This window comes from Undibacterium sp. Di26W (assembly GCF_049340265.1).
In the GTDB taxonomy this organism is placed as follows: domain Bacteria; phylum Pseudomonadota; class Gammaproteobacteria; order Burkholderiales; family Burkholderiaceae_D; genus Undibacterium.
The window spans coordinates 260,670-280,167 of record NZ_JBMPOR010000004.1 but is presented as its reverse complement, the minus strand read 5'-3'; the positions used below and the strand labels follow the sequence as shown (position 1 = coordinate 280,167).

Here is a 19,498-nt window from a genome sequence, read left to right as displayed (position 1 = left end):
TAGTAGGCTTGCTGCAGGCCAGGCTAACGGCCTATAAAAAAACGACATCAGGCAATATGCCGATGTCGTTTTTTGTTTTTTTGTTCCCTTGCTTTCCAGGATTTATACAAGCATACGTGCGTAACGTACGAACCATGCTTTTGGTTGACAGCCTGCACTGCGATTAGATCAACAACACTAACAGGCTGAAACTGTCTTTTTTTCGTCAACGGGCTTGTCGTCGACCGCGTTCTTGGCTTACGTAGGCTGACTACGCAAAACAAAGCAAGCAAACCCAAACAGGAATAGGAAAACATCATGAACAAAATCATCACCGCTTTCATCGCCGCCACTGTTGTTATGGGTAGCGCATTTGCACAGACGCCAGCGGCATCTGCAACAGTTGCCAGCACACCAGTAAAGGCAGCAAAGGCCGCGTCGGCAGCCACAGCAGCCAGCGTAGCGAAAGCCGCTCCCACTGCCAAAGCCAGCGCTGCATCTACCTCTACCCCTGCCTCTGCCGCTGCAACAACTGAAGCCAAACCAGTGACAGACAAAGCAACAAAGCATGCAAAAAAAGAAGCCAAGAAAGATGACACAAAAGCTGCATCAGCCTCAGCTAGCGCAGCATCGAAATAAGCCATAAGCAATAGGCAATAGGCAATAGGCAATAGTTAATAAGCGCAGGTATTACCGGCAGCAAAAGCTGCCGGTAAAGAAATCATCAAAACAAAACATTCATATCAGGGAAATAAACATGAACAAGCTCATCACCGCTCTCGTTGCTACCACCGTTATCATGGGTAGCGCATTTGCTCAGACGCCAGCCAGTACAGCGGCAAGTGCGGCAGCAAATAAGCCAGTCAAGGCAGCAGCTGCAGCCAGCGTCGCAAAATCTGCTCCTGCCGCTGTAGCACTGGCAGCACCGGCAGCACCTGAGGCCAAACCAGCTACGACAGAAAAAACAATGAAACACGCGAAGCATGAAAAGCACGCGAAAAAAGACATGAAAGCGGACGATGCCAAAGTAGCACCAGCTGCATCAACACCAGCAGCATCGAAGTAATCCGCTGGGAATGGCGGTCTCGTCGAGAGATTGCCGCTTAAAAAAACGACGCCCAATTTTTATTGGGCGTCGTTTTTTACGTGCATCCTTGTGCGGATAATATTGTCTTGTCGCTATCAGGCTGCAATGCGCCCTGATCGGATGAATACCATCATTTCGCTGTAACGCGAAAGTAATCGACATCCAGGCTGGAACCTGGTGTCGCGGCTTTTTCCCCGATACTGAAAAGCCCCACCTGTGCGCCCACCCAGCGCCCTTTGCCGACCTTGAAGGTTTGAGCGACTGGCCGGAAATTCACATTGTCTGTGCTGTAAGAAAAACTTGCCATTGCACCGTCGGCCATGCTCAGGCGCAGATACATGGAAGATGGTGCGGATGGCAAGATCACCACCGGAGTTTCCTTGCAGCGGTCGGCAGACGCGGTACAAGTCACATACACAAGTTGCGTCACGCCAGCGGTTTTTTGCAAACCCAGCCAGGCATATTGCATGGCATTCAAAATCAAGCCAGCCCGGTCGCCATCTGCTGCATTGTTTAACTGGACATGGGTATTGACTACAAATTCTGGTGCAGGCAATTTTTGCGTCAACACTGACGGTGCGCGCCTTATGCTATTGATCATTTCAGGTTCAATTTGCGTGTAAAGACGCAGCACGCCTGGACGTTCACTCAATGAATACCATTGCTCACTAAAGTTGGCATTCCATTCCCACTGAAGGCCCAGCTTGGTTCCATTGAATTCATCAGACGTCGGTGGCACCTTGATTGCTGCACCCGCTACCGGTTTTGCATACGTCAGCACCGGTTGGCCTATGCCAGCTTTCGGGCCATTCTCACCAATGACAGGCCAGTCATCCACCCAACGCATGGGTTGCAGATGCATGACGCGGCCATAGGCTTCCTTGTCCTGGAAATGCAGGAACCAGTCCTTGCCATCCTGCGCCCGCAGCCAGGCACCCTGATGCGGGCCATTGATGGGACTATTACCCTGATCCATGACAGTACGGACTTCATATGGTCCGTTGATACTGCGCGAACGGAATACCGCCTGCCAGCCCTGTTCAACCCCGCCTGCCGGTGCAAATACATAGTAATAGCCGTTAGCCTTGTAAAATTTCGGGCCTTCCAGCGTACGGTAGTCTGGTATTTTATTGCCATCGATAATAATCTGGCCGACACTGTCCAGCAGATGGCTGGCATCCGGGGCCATGGCACGCAAGGTCAGGAGATTGTTGATCCCGGCCCGGCTTTTTGCCCAGCCATGCAAAAGGTAAGCCTTGCCATCGTCGTCCCACAGCGGTGTGGGATCGATGATGCCTTTACCCGGCAGCAAGAGCTTGGGTGTGCTCCATGGCCCGGAAAAACTTTTTGCCGTGATGACAAAAATACCCAGGTCGGGGTCGGGGTAAAATATCCAGAATTGATTGTCGTGATAACGCAGGCATGGCGCCCAGACACCTTCGCCATGGCGTGGCACGACAAAACGTTCTGCAGGAACCAATTGCGGCAGTGCATGGCCCACCAGTTCCCAGTTCACCAAATCCTTGGATTGAAGCAAAGGCAAACCCGGTGAGCTGTTAAAGCTCGACGATGTCATGTAATAAGTGTCACCAACCCGTATCGCGTCCGGATCAGAATAATCGGCATGCAGCACCGGGTTTTTATAGCGCCCATCACCCAGGTCAGCCACCCACGGTTCTTTGGTCGCCTCGCCTTGCGTAGTCGGGGTGTGCTGACAGGCAGCCATGCTAAGCCCGAGAAGGATGGTTGACGTGATGCGGTGCATAGTGGAAAACGTGTAAGTGGGCATGCTGGTAACGATCATTTTAATATTCGCGCGAAGAGCTGCGCAGGCAGCTCTTCGACTTGTTAAGTGCGGAAAATGCTCAAAGCAAAAATCAGAATGCGTATTCTGCCTTGACAGTATAAGCACGACCTATAGGTTTGGCGACATTTTGCGCAAACACCACACGTGAACTCAATCGCTGATTCGACAAAGGCGGGTCAACATTCAACAGATTGTTGATGCCAAAGTTCAACCTGAATTTATCCGAAAATCTATAGTTGGCGCTCAGGTTATAGATGATGTAGGAATCGATCACGTTGTAATACGGCTGCCCGATTTTTTGCGTCGGCAATGCGTTGGTATCTTCATAGCTGGCAGTATACGATTGCGACAACTGCGTTGCGAATTTCCCCATGCCCCAGGACAGACGCAAATTATGACGCCAGCGGTAGATATAGGTATTGGCCGAGGTAGAACCAGTCGCCAAGGCACCTGGCCGGCCTACGCTATCGACCCAGGCACCGCCGACATCGTTTTGCCCTTCATACTTGTTGACGTAAGTACCATCCATGCTTACCCCGAACTTACCCCATCTGGCAGTTGGGAAAAGATAGCGCAAATTGACATCCACACCACGGGTGTGTACTCCACCCATGTTCAGACGCGTCACCACGATGTAGTTCAGCGTGCCATCAGGGTTGCGCACAAACAGACTGGCATATTTGTTCACGTCAGAAAAAATCGTTTCTTCCGTAATCTGGGCGATGGTTCCCTTCATGCGGATATCCCAGATGTCAAAAGACAGCATCATGTTCTGCACAGGTTCAAGCACGATACCAGCCGTCAGTGTGCGTGATTTTTCTGGCTGCAGATCAGGATTTGCACCGGTCAGTATGGTCTGCTGGGTATTACATACGCGTGCCGGGTCAAGATTCAAACTGGCATATTTTGGATCGGTAGTCAGCGTTCCGGTATTTGGCTGTGACGGCGTGGCGCTTGGGCAAAGCAAAGGGTCATCCCAGCGATTGGTAGATGCCGTCTTGGTGCGTGGTGTGCCATACAATTCAGGCAAGGTCGGTGCGCGGAAGCCGGTGCTGGCGGTACCACGCAGCATGACAGACTTGTGCGGTTCCCAACGTATGCTCGCCTTGGGGTTCACGGTAGAGCCAAAATCACTGAAACGATCAGCACGGGCAGCAAAGGTCAGGTCTAGCTGTTTGGTCAGCGGTGCATCCAGTTCCACATACAGACCCGCAATAGTACGGGCACCACTTGGATTGGCACCCGGCGTACCGGATACCTTGTAGACTACATCATTGGCCAGAAGACTCGTGGAATCTGTATAGGTTTCCCGGTGCAGGTCGCCACCCACCGCCACCGACAGCGAACCGCCGGCCAGCTCTGTCAATGCGCGCGACAGGTTAACATCAGGGCCGAAGTACTTCACGCTGGCGGTGCGATAGGTAGTGTCGTCCACCTTGATACTGTTGAGATAGGCCTGACCAGTGGCGTCCTGCGTACCGAATGGATTGAGGATGCCGTTTGCCACACCGTCATACAGTTTCGGGGTGGTGACAAAGCCACTCTTCCAGCCTACGCGCCGTTTGCTCATCGCGGCATTGAAGCCTACACGATAATCCCACCCCATGAATTCGCCTTCATCAGCGATGACGAAACGATTGGTGTTTTGACGGTCATCTGTAGCGGCAGGGCCGAGTTCATCCAGGCTCCAGGTCAATGCCAAATCCTGCCCGGTTACCCCGGCAACTGCCGGCACACCACCACTGCCACCCGGATACCATTTACTGCTCTTGGTAATAAACAGTGGCTTGCGTACACCGGGGTTGAACTTATCGTAATCCGTCTGTGCACCAAACACCTGCGGCGGGTTGAGTGCATCAATATAGGATTCACTGGCAAGCACTTCAACCGTCAGCAATTTGTTGTCACCGTGGCGCAAAGACCCTTTGGTAAATAAGGTAGTCTGCCTGTTCTCTGGCAACAATTGTGGGTAAAGAGTCGGGTCAAGAAGACAGGTCTTGATGCCAGAACCAGAAGTCTTGATCGAAGGAAGACTATATTGCGCGCCATATGTGCTGGAGCAACCGGTAGCCCAATACGGGTTTCCGGTAGTGCTGGTCGCCTTGCCATTGGTGTACACCGTAAAGTTGGCAGGGGCAGAGGAAGACCCAGCGGTATTGGTGCTGAATACACTTCCACCCAAGCGGGCGATGGCATCTGGATCTGTGATGTTAGGCCTGTCCTTTTGCAGCAGGGACGAGCGCATCTGTGTATCAAATACTGCATACACGTTCCAACCATCCTTATTCAAATCACCCTTGCCACCGGCGATGGAAAAGCGACGTTGATCACCACCGCCCGCACGCTCTGGTGCGACAACACTGGCAGTCAATTTGATTTCGTTCATCGTACGCCGGGTAATGAAATTGACGACCCCGGCAATTGCATCGGTACCATAAATTGACGATGCGCCATCACGCAAGACTTCAACGCGCTCAATCGCACTCATAGGCACGACGTCGACGTTAATCGAACTGTCACCAATGGCTTCATTCGGCAAGCGCCGCCCGTTCAACAAGACCAGGGTGCGGTTGGTGTTCAGGCCACGCATATTAATCATGGTGCCGCCACCACCACCGCCAACGGGTTCATTGGTGGCACCCATGACGAAGGATGTGGCCACTTCGGACATGGTCGTCAGCCCCTGTGCTTCCAGTTCTTCTGCCTTGTAGGTGGTGAGCGGCAAGGCATTTTCTGTGGCTAGCCGTTTGATCGACGAACCGGTTATTTCTATCTTGGCTACCGGCGGTGCGGTGGGGGTCGCCGGGGCTTGCTGCACCTGTTGAGCCTGGGCCTGGCTCATTAAGCTCAGCACGGCCAGGGTGACCGTGCTGAGTACTAAGCGTGGGGCTGTGGCGCGCCTGAATTTGTTCATTGTCTATCTCCTTGTTTTATCATTTTTTATGTGTGTTACTGCTTACAGTCTTATTTACAACCTTATTTACAGCCTTACTTACGATCTTATTTACGACCTTATTTACAGCCTTACTTGCTATCCGATGGCGATGGGTTCCAGCCTTTGCCGTTATCGAAACTTGCGAAAACCAGGCGGCGGTTGGCGAAGCGTGCCGCCACCTGTTGTTCAGTTAATGTGTGCCCGGGCAAGCGCTGCGATACATCCAGTGGCTTGCCGTTGATATCCATGCTGCCGTACTCACCCCAGCCAGCACCGGGCTGCGCCTGTACGGATTCCGGGCGTGGCGTCAGCCAGCCCACGGGTGCTATATGTTTGTCCATCATGCAGTGGATGAAGCTGACGCTGTCCCATGTACTTGGTGGCCCCTGGCGGGCCAGATACGTCGTGCCGGGCAAGACATCGTTCTGCCCGGGACCATTGCCATGCGTCAGGCGGCTGTTCAAAAAAACAAAGCCGGCTTCATTGGCAGCAACCGTGCGGGCCTGCACCACATAGCCGCCACCCTTGCCGGGATTGGCACTGTCACCGACCGAGCGGATTTCACTTTCTTCAAACAAGGCAGCCCTGTTGGCACCCCAGATAAAATCTACATTGCCGGCAATCAGCGAGCGGTAAAACCACGAGTAACCCTTCACCTGTATGGTGTCTTGCTCGCTGAAAAAGCTTGCATGCTGCACCACCAGGCGGCCACGATCGCTGCTGAATACCAGTGTTTCTGCCTGCGCGCCGACACTTTTGGCACGCACTGCCGTGTTGATGAGGGTGAGCGTATCCAGCGTCAGCAGGTCGGCATCTTCAATCAGGAACACTGAACGGCCACCGGTGATGGATGGCGTCATTGGCCCCTGGCTGACGCCTGTTCCAGGATTATTGCCATCGTCGTTGTAGGCCTGCAAGATGACACCGTCGCGGCTTTCACCGCGCAGGGTGATATTGTCTTTACCACGCAAGTAAAGTAACTGGTCATACCGGCCATTGGCAATGTGTATGGATACCGGTTCTGACCGCGACAAATAGCGCATTGCATGATTCAGGGCCCCCTGCACCGTGCGGAAATCAGCCAGGCCATCAGCGTCAACGGTCAGGCTGGTGCCAGATGGTGCCTGCTTGCGCGTGCTGAAACCCCAAGCGGCAGATTGCCCCAGGCCGGTAAATGCTTGCCCCGCCAGGCTGGCGTTGACGAAAACACCGGCGTCAATAGCGATGTAATACGCAGTGCCATACGCCAGGCGCGCATTGTGCGCCTGGATAGTCACCGTCTTGCCATCTATCCTGATAGGCCTGAAGCGCACCACACGTTTTAATTCCTGCCCTTCATAACCAATCTCATCGATGTCGTCACCGACGCGAATGACATCGACCAGGGCATTGTCTGCTGTACGATAAATTCGCACCGATCCACTTTGCCCCAGGGTAGGTACCTGATCAAATTCCATCTGCAAAGGGGTATCCACTGGCACGTCTTCAGCATGCGCTGCTGGTTTGACTTTGCCTTGCAGCACATACTGCTGCGATGATGTTGTGAAAGCCGGATCAACCCGCACTGCGATATAGGTGGCCACGTTGGCATCCGCCTGGCTGCTGACAACGATGGTCGCCAGGCCAGGCCTTTTTGCTGTGAATACCAGCTTCCCGTCTTCCACAACAACGCCCACAATACTGGCATCACTGGAGAGCGCACTCAGGGAAAGTGTGAGCTTGTCCTTGCCTGAGAACGCAAGCACTGGGTAAGGCTGAGGCACCTCACCTAGCTGCAAGCTAACGCGATCCATCATGCGTGCCAAGGCAAGGCGCACTGGCTTGCTGGCAGTTGCACCCGCACCTGTACCTGTACCCGCACCTATACCGATACGCACATCATCAAACTCAACACTCTGGCCTTTGGCTAGCAAGCCTATACGGCCTTCAAACTGTGAAGAATCCGTGGCGCTGACCAGCATTTCGCCATTCAGGTACAGCACCAGCGCGTCACCGGCAACTTCCAGCCGGATCGTGTAAAAACTGCCATTGGGGCCTGCATCTTTTCCAGACTGTTTCAAACGTAGCAGCTTGCCATTCTGCATTTTGACCAGGTCAACGGCGAGCCTTTGCCTGTCACGATTGACACTGACGCTGGCACCCAGCCAATTGTTATCGTCCTGATAGCGGGCGATCAGGTAGCCCTGCCCGCCTGCCGTAGCGGCGCTTGCAACTGGACGCAAGCGTGCCTCTACGAAGTAAGCACCGTTTACCTGTGCTGCCGGGTCGGATACCAGCAAGGGGCCGCCCTGGCCGCTCAGTACCAGCACATGATTGTTCGATCCGTCCTGGCTGCGTATTATCAGATCAGATGCGGCCACGTCAGATGCGCCAGTGCCCTTGCTTAACCAGCGCCCTGCACCATTTTCAAAATCGTCGCACCAGCTTGCATTGCCGGGACAGGTACCGGCGCATGCGGGAAATGACAATATGGCCGCCAGCAAAGCAAGCAGTAAATGTCTTGTGTTCATTGATATGTGTTGTGAGAATTTCTGAAAGAAGCCTCAGCCAGTAGCAGTAATTAAACTGGCGACTGAGGCTCTTGCATCATGATTGTGGAAACGGCACGAAGCGTTCTGTGCAATTGACCGCCTGCGCTCCCGGTGCATTCAGTTGCCCCGTCAATTTGGCAAATTCAAGCTTGACCACCGGGTTGCCATCCACCACCACATCCTTCAACCCCAGTTGCAGTGGGCGTTGCTCGTCATACCCTTGCAAGATCACTTGCCCTGGGGTCAGGCTGTGCACGCGCTCCATGCGGATATCGGTATAGGAAGGAATCAAATCACCGGATGGGCCAGGTTCATATTGCGTATTGATGTACAGCGGCCAGCGTATATCGCGCAGACAGACATCCCGATATACCACGCCAGAAACGATGCCGCCGCGCCTGTCATTACTCTTTATCCGCAAGCCAGACGTGGTTCCATCCATCACCAGGTCTTCGACCAGCACATTGCGTACACCACCATTGGTTTCACTGCCTATGGACATCCCATGGCCACTATAGAAGTGGTTATGCAGGACGGAAATGTTTTCGCTGGGCCCGCTGCTGCCGGCTTTGATGGCGACATTGTCGTCACCCGTGCGGATGTGGCTATACGCAATCGTCACATTGCGCGATGCACCTGGATCTATGCCATCGGTATTGCGTGCATCATGCGGGGTATCGATGCGGATACCCCAGGCCGTAAAACCATCGACACGATTCATCGCCACATGGAAATTCGGTGAATTACGCAAGGTGATACGGTACATGGTGAAATCCTGCACCTTGTCCAACTGGATAAGGCGCGGCACATTCTGGCGCTGCTTTTCCGTCTGCGCCCGGCGTGCAATTTGCCACCATGTTTCGCTCTTGCCCTCAATCAGTTGTCCGCCCTGGCCATCGATGACACCCTCACCCATGATACCAGCGCCCCATACACCTTCGACAGTGATGAATGGCTGACAACCTTTGCCTGCAGCATCGTTGATACCACAGGTTTTTGTACCACGATCAAACAGCAAAGGATTGGTGCTGGCATACAAGGTAGTGCCCGCATCGACCGCCAGCGTTACGCCAGAACGCAGCTTCAACGGGCCAGAAATAAATGACGTATTGCCATTGCCGGGTGCCAAATGCACAGCCTGACCTGGCGTACATTTGTCCATCGCGGCCTGAATGCGCGGCGCATCGTTACGATTGGGTGTCGGGGGTTCTGCCTGCAACACTGTGCATGTTGGTGGCATCACGGGTTCATGCACGTCGCGTGTGTCTTGCGCCTGGGCCACATTGGTCCATGCAGTAAGTGCGATTAGGCCAAGCAAACCCTGCACGTTCAGGATAGGTTTATGAATTCGAACGGAAGTAAAACGGTACATTGCCAGTCTCCAGTTATCACTAACGCGCATGCCTGCGGCATGGCGTTTAACTGGAGCACCTCGCGTACTCCGTGCCGTTAAAACGAGGACCATTGCTAAGCGATGGCCGAGGTTGCACGGTTGACTATATTTTATAGTATTGCAAATTACTTTTGCATGATCAGCACCAAGTCTGATTCAAGTTCAAAAAGGTTATCAGATGAAAATGAAACAGACCATTGCTTTGGTCACCACTAGGAAGAATCGTTATTCGATTTGGTGGTTTTCACAATTCCTGGAGGCCACAAAGTTGCAGATTTGTAGCAGAGCAAAGTAGGCTCAGGCTCGATTCAATTCCCGCATGCTGTCAATTGCTTCAGCCGACACCCAGATCAGCGTGTTCATATAATTGTCTATACGATCCACCAATTCTTTCCTGGGGCCATCTTTCCACTCGCTAGAACTATAAAAAGCATTCTGCTCTCGCTCCAGTGCCTCACGGTTTTCATAGGAGCGTATCAAGAAATAGCTTTCCTCTTCATGATCTGTATGCCCGTAAGCAACAACATCCACATGCCAGCTCTTCAGCATAGGTACTGCCAGACTATGTACCGCCTGATGGAAGGCCTCGGCCGTACCTGGCTTCAGGCGATAAGTACGTATTTCAATTAATCGTTTCATTATGATCACCGATGTTTTATGGACACACGCTGCCCGGTGCTTGCGAATATCACAGTCTCAGACAGCCACGTCTTCCCATAGTTCTACTTCCTGTATTGCCATTCAGCAAAAACCCGCCATCATTTTAAAACGTGCCTTTTACCCGGTTTTGCAGCACAATCTACAATTACCTATTTGACCATATAGTAAACTTATCCTGGGTTAATGTATGGCGCACGTCTTTTCTACCCCCTGCTATCGCAACACTATCATCCATTGAAACCATGAAAAATCTGAGTCTTGCATCCCTGCTTTTCCTCGTTGCCACATTAAGCTGCGCACAAACACCACAGGAACCCAAAGCGTTTCATTACTCCACCATAGACGCACTGCTGGCTGGTGCTTATGAAGGTGAACTGACAGTCGATGAGCTCAAACTCAAGGGGGATTTTGGTATTGGCACCTTCAACCGGGTGGATGGAGAGATGATCGTCCTCGATGGTGAGGTGTTCCAGTTCAAAGCCGACGGCACCGTTGTAAAAGCCAGCGGCACGCAATTGACACCTTTCGCTGTGGTCACCAGATTCAACACCGACTATCGCTATGAGGTCAGTAAAGAAACCAGCATGAAAGAACTGGAAGACATGCTGGATCAGCATCTGGAAAATAAAAATCTTTTCTATGCGATCCGGGTAGAGGGTGATTTTAAACAGTTGACCACACGCGCCATTGCGCCACAGGACAAACCCTACAAACCACTGGCTGAAGTCACCAAGACACAGACCCTGTTCAACTTCACCAATACCAAAGGCGTACTAGTCGCCTTTCGCAGCCCCGGTTTTGCCAAGGGCTTTAATGTACCTGGGTATCACTGGCACTATCTTTCCAACGACCACAAAGCCGGCGGCCACGTACTGGCACTTAACCTCAGCCAGGGTGTGATCAAGGTAGGTGCAGTATCTGATATTGAAATCAAACTGCCGGCTAACAAACTATTTGCCACAAGCAATCAAACTGTTGATCGTGCGAAAGAATTGAAGGCGGTTGAGGGCTTGCGTAAGGATTAAAAACTGGCACAGCCTGCAATACAGCCAGCCCAGGAGTTCTGACCCGCTGTCACGCCTTCTTTAACGGAATTGTGAGGGAAATTATCATGCAAGTTGAAATCATTCTGGCTTTTGGTGGCCATAGCGAACAGGCACTCAAATTTTATACCGAAGCACTCGGTGCCGAACTGATCGTCATGATACGCTGGAAAGACAGCCCAGACCCGGCTCTACGCACTGTCTCTTCTGACCCGGAAAAGATCATGCATGCTTCATTTCGCATCGGCGAAACCACACTGATGTTAACAGACGGTGTCCAAACCTTGAGTCAACCGGATTTCAAGGGCATAACACTTAATCTTGGGGCCAAAGACGATGATGAGGCCAAACACCTGTTTGCTGCACTCAGCAATGGTGGCCAGGTGCAAATGCCACTGGCAAAAACTTTCTGGTCATCATTGTCCGGCATGGTAGTCGATCGCTTTGGTTTGTCATGGATGGTGAATGTGTCACAAGCATAGCCAGACCCAGTCACAAGTACTGCCTGAAACGGGCCTCCTGCAAAACATGCATCTGTGACAGGCAAAGCATCTAAAACTCCACTACACAGATAAGTGAACAGTAAGTAGATTATGGATAGGCAACATCAATCTGTTGCTGCCAAGGTCCCCCATTGAAGATGGGTTTGTAAAAGTAAAACGCCTTGGCAAGGATTGCGAAATATCTGCTTTAACATTGCGGTATGAAACGACGCCCGCACAAATTTACCGCTTCATCTTCTGACATGGATAGTGCGCACTCTCCTACGCTGGTCCTACTCCTCCTTAAAAGTATTGCAACTATCATGGCCTTACTGATTGCAAACGATCAGTAAAATGTGACCGCGGCATTCAGCGGAAAACTTTAAGGAGTTAAGTATGCCTTCTCAAGCAAACAACAACCAGTCTAAAAAATCAGCCAATTCACCAGGCAGCACACACGAGCAACACGTGAAGGCCGGTCAGCAAAGTCACAAAAATGATACCCAGGGTTCCAGCCAGGGGTCAAAATCTACCAGTGGCAATAACAGCGCTGGCAACTCGCAACGCAACGATTCCAAATCCACTTCGGATTCCAAAAATCGTTAACTCTTTCGTGTCATTCAATCTGAATGGCTGCGACTGCGTAATCACTGTCTAATTGCTACAGTCGCACAATGAAAGGACAGGCTTGGAAATTTGAAACTGATTCATACCTGCGTGGTCTGCATCATGATGCTTCACTATTTCCAAGCCTGTTAGCGTCGCCATGTATTTATCTCCATTGAAGGGTATTGTCAGTTTTTGCGGTATTTTTTCTATGTCACGCGCTCCTTAACAACGATGCTCTTTGCCTGCCGTGATTAGCCACTCTCCTACCAAAGAACGTCGAAAAGTCCGATACAGCACGGCACAATAGTGCTTTACTCTGACACTCAATCTAAAAAATCAGATTGAGACATGACAAGCATGAAACCAGCATACAGACATCACCGCGATAGCGGTAGATGGCTTCCAGCAGCATATCAAGTTCGATATCCTCGACTTTTAATGCGTTCATCAGATGCCTGCTTTATTCCGTCAGCCAGACACGCATCAATGACAGTAACTGCGCACTATCTACCGGCTTGGTAATATAATCGGACGCCCCCGCCGCAAAACATTTGTCCCGGTCGCCTTTCATGGCCTTGGCAGTCAGGGTGATGATAGGCATGCTTTTGAACTTGGGTATTTTCCTGATGGCGCGCATGGTGTCGTAGCCATCCATTTCCGGCATCATGATATCCATCAAGACTATTTCGATATCGGAGTCCTGTTCCAGCAACTCTATGCCATCCCTGCCATTTTCCGCAAAGACGACCCGCATGTCCTGCCTTTCCAATACTGTCGTCAGGGCAAAGATGTTACGTAAATCATCATCAACGACAAGCACTTTACGTCCTGCCAGGCTGCCATCGGATGCATGCATGTCTTCCAGCATGCGTCTTTGCAACTCGGGTAAATCGGCTGGCGACCGATGGAGGAAGAGTGCCGTCTCATCAAGCAGGCGCTCTGGAGAACGGGCATCTTTCACCACAATGGTTTTCGCGACCTTGCGTATCTTTGTGACTTCCTTGCGTGACAATTCCTTGGCTGTATAGATAATCACCGGCAAATCTCTAAGTTTTTTATCCTTGCTGATGATGTCCAGTAACTCAAAACCGTCAATATCAGGCAAAGTCAGATCCAATACCATGCAATCAAAATGCGTGCTTCTTAGTGCGTCCAGCGCTTTCTGGCCATTCTCTACAGCGGTGATCTGCACATCATGCTCCCCTATCAACTCAACAATGTGGGCACGTTGCAACTCTTCATCTTCCACTACCAGCAAACTGCGCTTACCGCGAATCAGGAATTGTTGAATGCGGTTGAACTCTTCTTCCAGTCTCTCGCGCTTGATCGGCTTGGTAAGATAAGAAATAGCACCATGTAGCAGACCACGCTCGCGCTCATTTGCGTTGGACATGATATGCACGGGGATATGCCGGGTGCCGGGGTCGCGCTTCAGGCGGTCGAGCACGGTAAAACCATCACAGTCCGGCAAATCTATATCGAGCAAAATCGCAGTCGGACTGTAATCGCGTGCCAGCGTCAACGCCGCATCGCCACTTTGGCTGACTATACCCTTGAAACCTTTTTCTCTGGCGAAAGCGAGTAAAATCGCAGAAAACCTGGCATCATCCTCAACGATCAATAGAGCTGGGTCCCCGCTGGCAATCATATTCCTGTCATCGAATGCAGCCTCACCATCAGCATAGTTCAGGCTCATCGTCGCTGCTTCGCTAGTGACAGGATGCACCGAGCCATCAGAAGAACTCACGGGTGTTTCTAACACCCTGGTCAGTGTGGGAGGCGTTGAGATCGTGCTTTGGTGCGGCATCGGGCGAATCAGCCCCCCACCGCTGTATGGCAGGAACAGGGTAAATGTGCTACCTCGCCCGACTATACTGGTAACGCGGATTTCCCCTCCCAACAAACGCGCAAGTTCGCGACTAATGGAAAGCCCCAGTCCTGTACCACCGTATTTACGTGCCGTACTACCATCTGCCTGCTGGAACGCCTCAAAAATCAATTGCAATTTGTCACTGGCGATACCAACACCCGTGTCAGCCACCGAGAATGCCAGCACGGCATCTGCATGACTTAACTGGGGAAGATCCGGTGTCCAACCTGACTGCACGACACCAATGCTGAGCCGCACTTCACCGCGAGAAGTAAATTTGAAGGCATTGGATAACAGGTTTTTTAAAATCTGCTGCAAACGTGTGGTATCGGTTTTAATAGCAGCTGGCAAGCCTTGATCCAGGGTAATCGAAAAATTGATATTCTTGGCTTCTGCCATGTGGCGGAAAGTGCGCTCGACATAAGAGGCCAGTATGGACAGGCGCGATTCGCTGAGTTCCAGTGTGACGGTACCTGATTCTATCTTCGACAAATCCAGAATATCGTTGATCAGCGTCAGCAAATCACTACCAGAACCAAAGATGGTCCTGGCGAATTCCACTTGGTTTCCAGATAGATTACCCTGCGGATTATCACTTAATTGCTGGGCCAGGATCAACAAACTGTTCAGTGGCGTACGCAACTCATGTGACATATTGGCCAGAAATTCGGATTTGTATTTGGATGACAAAGCCAACTGAGTCGCTTTTTCTTCCAGTGCCAGTTTGGCTTGCTCCACCTCTCGGTTTTTACGTTCCACCTCAATGTTCTGATCGGACAGCAGACTGGCTTTTTCTGCCAGCTCCTGATTAGTCTGTTGCAACTTTTGCGCCAATGACTGGGACTGTGTCAACAGACTCTCGGTACGGCTGTTAGCTTCGATGGTATGCAACACGACGCCAATAGATTCCATCAACTGATCGAGAAAACCCATATGTGTCTGCGTGAATTTATCGAGCGAAGCAATCTCGATCACCGCTTTGACCTGCTGCTCAAACAAAATAGGCAAGACCACAATATTGGTAGGTGGTGCAGAACCAAGACCGGAAGACACCTTGATATAGTCGCGCGGCACATTCGTTAGCCAGACCCTGCTTTTCTCCATTGCACACTGTCCTACCAAGCCTTCGCCCGGCAGGAAGGAAGTCGGTAATTTGCTACTGGAACGGTAGCCATAACTGGCGATCATTTCCAACAAGGGTGCGTCGTTATTGGAGTCCATCATGTAGAACACCCCATGGTGGGCAGAAACCAGCGGAGCTAGTTCAGACAGGATCAGCTTGGTAACCGTACTCAGATCACGCTGGCCTTGCAGCAAACGGGTAAAGCGTGCCAGATTAGTCTTGAGCCAATCCTGTTCAGCATTCTTCTGTGTCGTTTCTTTGAGGTTACGGATCATTTCATTAATATTGTCTTTCAAGTCGGACACTTCACCACGCGCCTTGACCTGAATAGAGCGTGACAAGTCGCCCCGCGTCACTGCGGTTGCCACTTCCGCGATGGCGCGAACCTGTGTACTCAGGTTGGCAGCAAGCTGGTTGACGTTTTCAGTCAAGTCTTTCCAGGTGCCAGATGCACCGGGCACACTGGCCTGGCCACCGAGCTTACCTTCGACACCGACCTCGCGCGCAACCGTGGTCACCTGATCCGCGAACACGGCCAGCGTGTCCGTCATTTCATTGATGGTATTGGCCAGCGAGGCAATTTCACCCTGTGCGGCGACAGTCAGTTTCTTTTTAAGGTCACCGTTCGCCACGGCTGTCACCACACCCGCAATGCCGCGTACCTGTGCTGTGAGATTCGCCGCCATGAAATTGACGTTTTCTGTTAAGTCTTTCCAGGTGCCACCAACGCCCTTCACTTGCGCTTGCCCGCCGAGCTTGCCTTCTGTGCCCACTTCGCGTGCTACCCGTGTCACTTCTGAAGCGAAGGAACTCAACTGATCCACCATGACGTTGATGGTGTCTTTTAATTCAAGAATTTCACCTTTTACGTCCACCGTAATTTTCTTGGACAAGTCACCGTTCGCCACCGCTGTCGTCACGTCGGCAATATTACGTACCTGGCCAGTCAGGTTGGACGCCATGAAGTTGACATTATCCGTCAAATCCTTCCAGGTACCGGAAGCGCCGGGCACATTCGCCTGGCCCCCCAGACGTCCCTCAGTACCCACCTCACGCGCCACCCGTGTGACTTCAGAGGCAAAGGAATTGAGCTGATCGACCATGGTATTGATAGTGTCTTTCAGTTGCAAAATCTCGCCACGCACGTCCACGGTAATTTTCTTGGATAAGTCACCATTCGCCACCGCTGTCGTCACGTCGGCAATATTGCGCACCTGTGAAGTCAGATTACCTGCCATGGAGTTCACCGAATCCGTCAAGTCCTTCCAGGTACCAGCAACGCCGGGCACATTCGCCTGCCCACCCAGCTTGCCTTCTGTACCAACTTCACGCGCCACACGGGTCACTTCAGACGCAAAAGAACTGAGCTGATCCACCATGACGTTGATGGTGTTTTTCAACTGGAGAATTTCACCCTTGACGTCGGCCGTGATTTTCTTCGACAAATCACCATTCGCTACCGCCGTCGTCACTTCGGCAATGTTACGCACCTGACCTGTCAGATTGGACGCCATGAAGTTGACGTTGTCCGTCAGATCCTTCCAGGTGCCGCCGACCCCTTTCACAAATGCCTGTCCACCCAGCTTGCCTTCCGTACCAACTTCACGCGCCACGCGGGTCACTTCAGACGCAAACGAACTAAGCTGATCCACCATGACGTTGATGGTGTTTTTCAGCTCCAGAATTTCTCCTTTGACGTCGACCGTAATTTTTTTCGACAAATCACCTTTCGCCACCGCCGTCGTCACATCGGCGATATTACGCACCTGACCCGTCAAATTGGATGCCATGAAGTTGACATTATCCGTCAAATCCTTCCAGGTACCCGCGACCCCCGGCACATTCGCCTGGCCACCCAAGACACCTTCCGTACCCACCTCACGCGCCACACGCGTCACTTCAGACGCAAACGAGCTGAGCTGATCCACCATGACGTTGATGGTGTTTTTCAGTTCCAGAATTTCACCTTTGGCATCAGCAGTAATTTTCTTGGACAAGTCACCATTCGCCACCGCTGTAGTGACGTCGGCAATATTCCTCACCTGCCCCGTCAGGTTACCTGCCATAGAATTGACCGAATCGGTCAGATCTTTCCAGGTACCCGCCACACCAGGCACATTCGCCTGTCCGCCCAATTCACCCTCGGTGCCCACTTCGCGGGCCACCCTGGTCACTTCAGACGCAAAAGAACTGAGCTGATCCACCATGACGTTGATGGTGTTTTTCAATTCCAGAATTTCGCCTTTGGCATCAGCAGTAATTTTCTTGGACAAGTCACCATTCGCCACCGCTGTAGTGACGTCGGCAATATTCCTTACCTGCCCCGTCAGGTTACCTGCCATGGAATTGACCGAATCGGTCAGATCTTTCCAGGTACCCGCTACGCCGGGCACGTTTGCCTGACCACCGAGTTTTCCCTCAGTACCTACTTCGCGTGCCACACGGGTTACTTCAGATGCAAACGAATTCAATTGATCCACCATCACGTTGATCGTGTTTTTCAGTTCAAGAATTTCCCCTTTCACGTCCACCGTAATTTTCTTCGATAAGTCCCCATTGGCCACAGCTGTTGTCACTTCCGCGATATTACGTACCTGACCTGTCAGGTTACCCGCCATGGAATTAACAGAATCAGTCAAATCTTTCCATGTACCGCCTACACCCTTGACCTGCGCCTGTCCACCGAGTTTGCCTTCGGTACCAACCTCCCTTGCCACCCGCGTCACTTCAGACGCAAACGAGCTGAGCTGATCCACCATCACGTTAATGGTATCTTTTAATTGCAAAATCTCACCCTTGGCATCCGCCGCAATTTTCTTGGATAAGTCTCCATTCGCCACCGCTGTTGTCACTTCGGCGATATTGCGTACCTGCCCCGTCAGGTTGGATGCCATGAAATTGACGTTATCGGTCAGGTCCTTCCAGGTACCGCCTACGCCTGGTACATATGCCTGGCCACCTAGCTTGCCTTCGGTACCCACCTCACGTGCCACTCGCGTAACCTCAGACGCAAAAGACCGCAACTGATCCACCATGGTGTTGATAGTATCTTTCAGTTGCAGGATCTCACCGCGCACGTCAACCGTGATCTTCTTGGATAAGTCACCGTTTGCCACGGCAGTAGTCACTTCGGCGATATTGCGTACCTGTGAAGTCAAATTACCCGCCATGGAGTTGACCGAGTCAGTCAAATCTTTCCAGATACCTGCCACGCTGGGGACATTCGCCTGACCACCAAGCTTACCTTCAGTACCAACCTCACGCGCCACGCGGGTTACTTCTGACGCAAAAGAGCTGAGCTGACTGACCATCGTGTTAGCCGTAGTTGCGGCGCTGAGGAATTGCCCTTGCAAGGCGCGCCCGTCGACTTCCAGTGCCATGCTTTGGGAAAGATCACCTTTTGCCACCGCACCAATCACCCTTGCCATTTCTGTGGTGGGACGGACCAGATCATCAATCAGTGAATTGACAGAATTGACGATCGTTCCCCAGTCACCTTCAGCCCGTACGGAAGAAGCACGCTGCAACAAGCGACCTTCCTGACCAACTAATTGACTGACGCTGAGAATGCCTTGCGTCATAGATGCGCTATTTTCGATAATCTCATTCAAGGTATCGGCGATCTTGCCGTTGAGGCCAGTCAGGTCAGACGGCATTTTGACTGAGAAATCACCCTTCTTGAGCGCTGTCAGTGCAGCGAGCAATAGCTTGGAATCTAGTGTTTCTGAGATGTCAGTGAGCATGTTCATTCGGGCCTTTTATGCAATAAGATTGATAGCAAATGTTACCCAACCAACTGTCTTGCCCTTTTTCTGCAAGAATTTGACTGGAATTGATGTAGTGTCCCCCAGGCAATATCAAAATAACGCATGTAACTTGCACTGCAATATGCGGGGAAAACAGTACAAAAAAATCTGCAAGCACCTTTTCAAAGATATCCAGGTATTTTTCTTTCCTTAAAATGAGATACGGTGCCATA

12 protein-coding genes are annotated in these 19,498 nt (G+C 51.7%); 4 read left to right on the top strand and 8 right to left on the bottom strand.

Features of this window, described 5'->3' with window-relative positions:
- Window positions 1–47: 47 nt before the first annotated feature.
- Entirely contained in the window at window positions 48–623 is a 576-nt protein-coding gene (locus ACO0LM_RS07440) for a hypothetical protein (protein ID WP_423035744.1), read from the bottom strand.
- A 113-nt stretch (window positions 624–736) separates the two neighbouring features.
- Between ACO0LM_RS07440 and ACO0LM_RS07435 the strand changes: the two genes are divergently transcribed.
- A complete protein-coding gene (locus tag ACO0LM_RS07435; protein ID WP_423035742.1) occupies window positions 737–1,045 on the top strand; it encodes a hypothetical protein in 309 nt (102 codons plus the stop codon).
- Window positions 1,046–1,196: 151 nt separating this feature from the next.
- Here the strand turns inward: ACO0LM_RS07435 and ACO0LM_RS07430 are convergent, their stop codons facing one another.
- The 5 genes from ACO0LM_RS07430 to ACO0LM_RS07410 form a co-directional block, all read right to left on the bottom strand.
- Window positions 1,197–2,870 (bottom strand): glycoside hydrolase 43 family protein, encoded by a 1,674-nt coding sequence (locus tag ACO0LM_RS07430; protein ID WP_423035740.1) that lies wholly within the window; start codon window positions 2,868–2,870, stop codon window positions 1,197–1,199.
- A 73-nt stretch (window positions 2,871–2,943) separates the two neighbouring features.
- Window positions 2,944–5,787, bottom strand: coding sequence for a TonB-dependent receptor plug domain-containing protein (locus ACO0LM_RS07425; protein ID WP_423035738.1), 2,844 nt, complete (start codon window positions 5,785–5,787; stop codon window positions 2,944–2,946).
- Window positions 5,788–5,897: 110 nt separating this feature from the next.
- A complete protein-coding gene (locus ACO0LM_RS07420; RefSeq protein WP_423035736.1) occupies window positions 5,898–8,318 on the bottom strand; it encodes a pectinesterase family protein in 2,421 nt (806 codons plus the stop codon).
- 76 nt (window positions 8,319–8,394) lie between these two features.
- Window positions 8,395–9,711 carry a glycoside hydrolase family 28 protein gene (locus tag ACO0LM_RS07415; protein ID WP_423035734.1) on the bottom strand — a complete coding sequence of 439 codons (1,317 nt, stop codon included), beginning with the start codon at window positions 9,709–9,711 and terminating at the stop codon, window positions 8,395–8,397.
- Between the two features lie 318 nt (window positions 9,712–10,029).
- Complete coding sequence (locus ACO0LM_RS07410) at window positions 10,030–10,371, bottom strand: NIPSNAP family protein (RefSeq protein WP_423035732.1); 342 nt, start codon at window positions 10,369–10,371, stop codon at window positions 10,030–10,032.
- A gap of 263 nt (window positions 10,372–10,634) precedes the next feature.
- Between ACO0LM_RS07410 and budA the strand changes: the two genes are divergently transcribed.
- The 3 genes from budA to ACO0LM_RS07395 all read left to right on the top strand — a co-directional run bounded on the left by budA (window position 10,635) and on the right by ACO0LM_RS07395 (window position 12,523).
- Window positions 10,635–11,417, top strand: a complete 783-nt coding sequence (gene budA, locus ACO0LM_RS07405) for an acetolactate decarboxylase (RefSeq protein WP_423035730.1) — start codon at window positions 10,635–10,637, stop codon at window positions 11,415–11,417.
- Between the two features lie 86 nt (window positions 11,418–11,503).
- Window positions 11,504–11,917 (top strand): VOC family protein, encoded by a 414-nt coding sequence (locus ACO0LM_RS07400; RefSeq protein WP_423035728.1) that lies wholly within the window; start codon window positions 11,504–11,506, stop codon window positions 11,915–11,917.
- 396 nt (window positions 11,918–12,313) lie between these two features.
- The gene (locus tag ACO0LM_RS07395) at window positions 12,314–12,523 is read left to right on the top strand and encodes a hypothetical protein (RefSeq protein ID WP_423035726.1); all 210 of its coding nucleotides are present in this window, start codon (window positions 12,314–12,316) and stop codon (window positions 12,521–12,523) included.
- A gap of 463 nt (window positions 12,524–12,986) precedes the next feature.
- On the opposite strand, the gene ACO0LM_RS07390 is transcribed toward ACO0LM_RS07395, so the two are convergent.
- Both ACO0LM_RS07390 and ACO0LM_RS07385 read right to left on the bottom strand, forming a co-directional pair.
- Window positions 12,987–19,268, bottom strand: a complete 6,282-nt coding sequence (locus tag ACO0LM_RS07390) for a HAMP domain-containing protein (RefSeq protein ID WP_423035724.1) — start codon at window positions 19,266–19,268, stop codon at window positions 12,987–12,989.
- Window positions 19,252–19,497 carry a hypothetical protein gene (locus ACO0LM_RS07385; protein WP_423035722.1) on the bottom strand — a complete coding sequence of 82 codons (246 nt, stop codon included), beginning with the start codon at window positions 19,495–19,497 and terminating at the stop codon, window positions 19,252–19,254. The genes ACO0LM_RS07390 and ACO0LM_RS07385 overlap by 17 nt, the downstream gene beginning before the upstream one ends.
- Window position 19,498 lies beyond the last annotated feature (1 nt).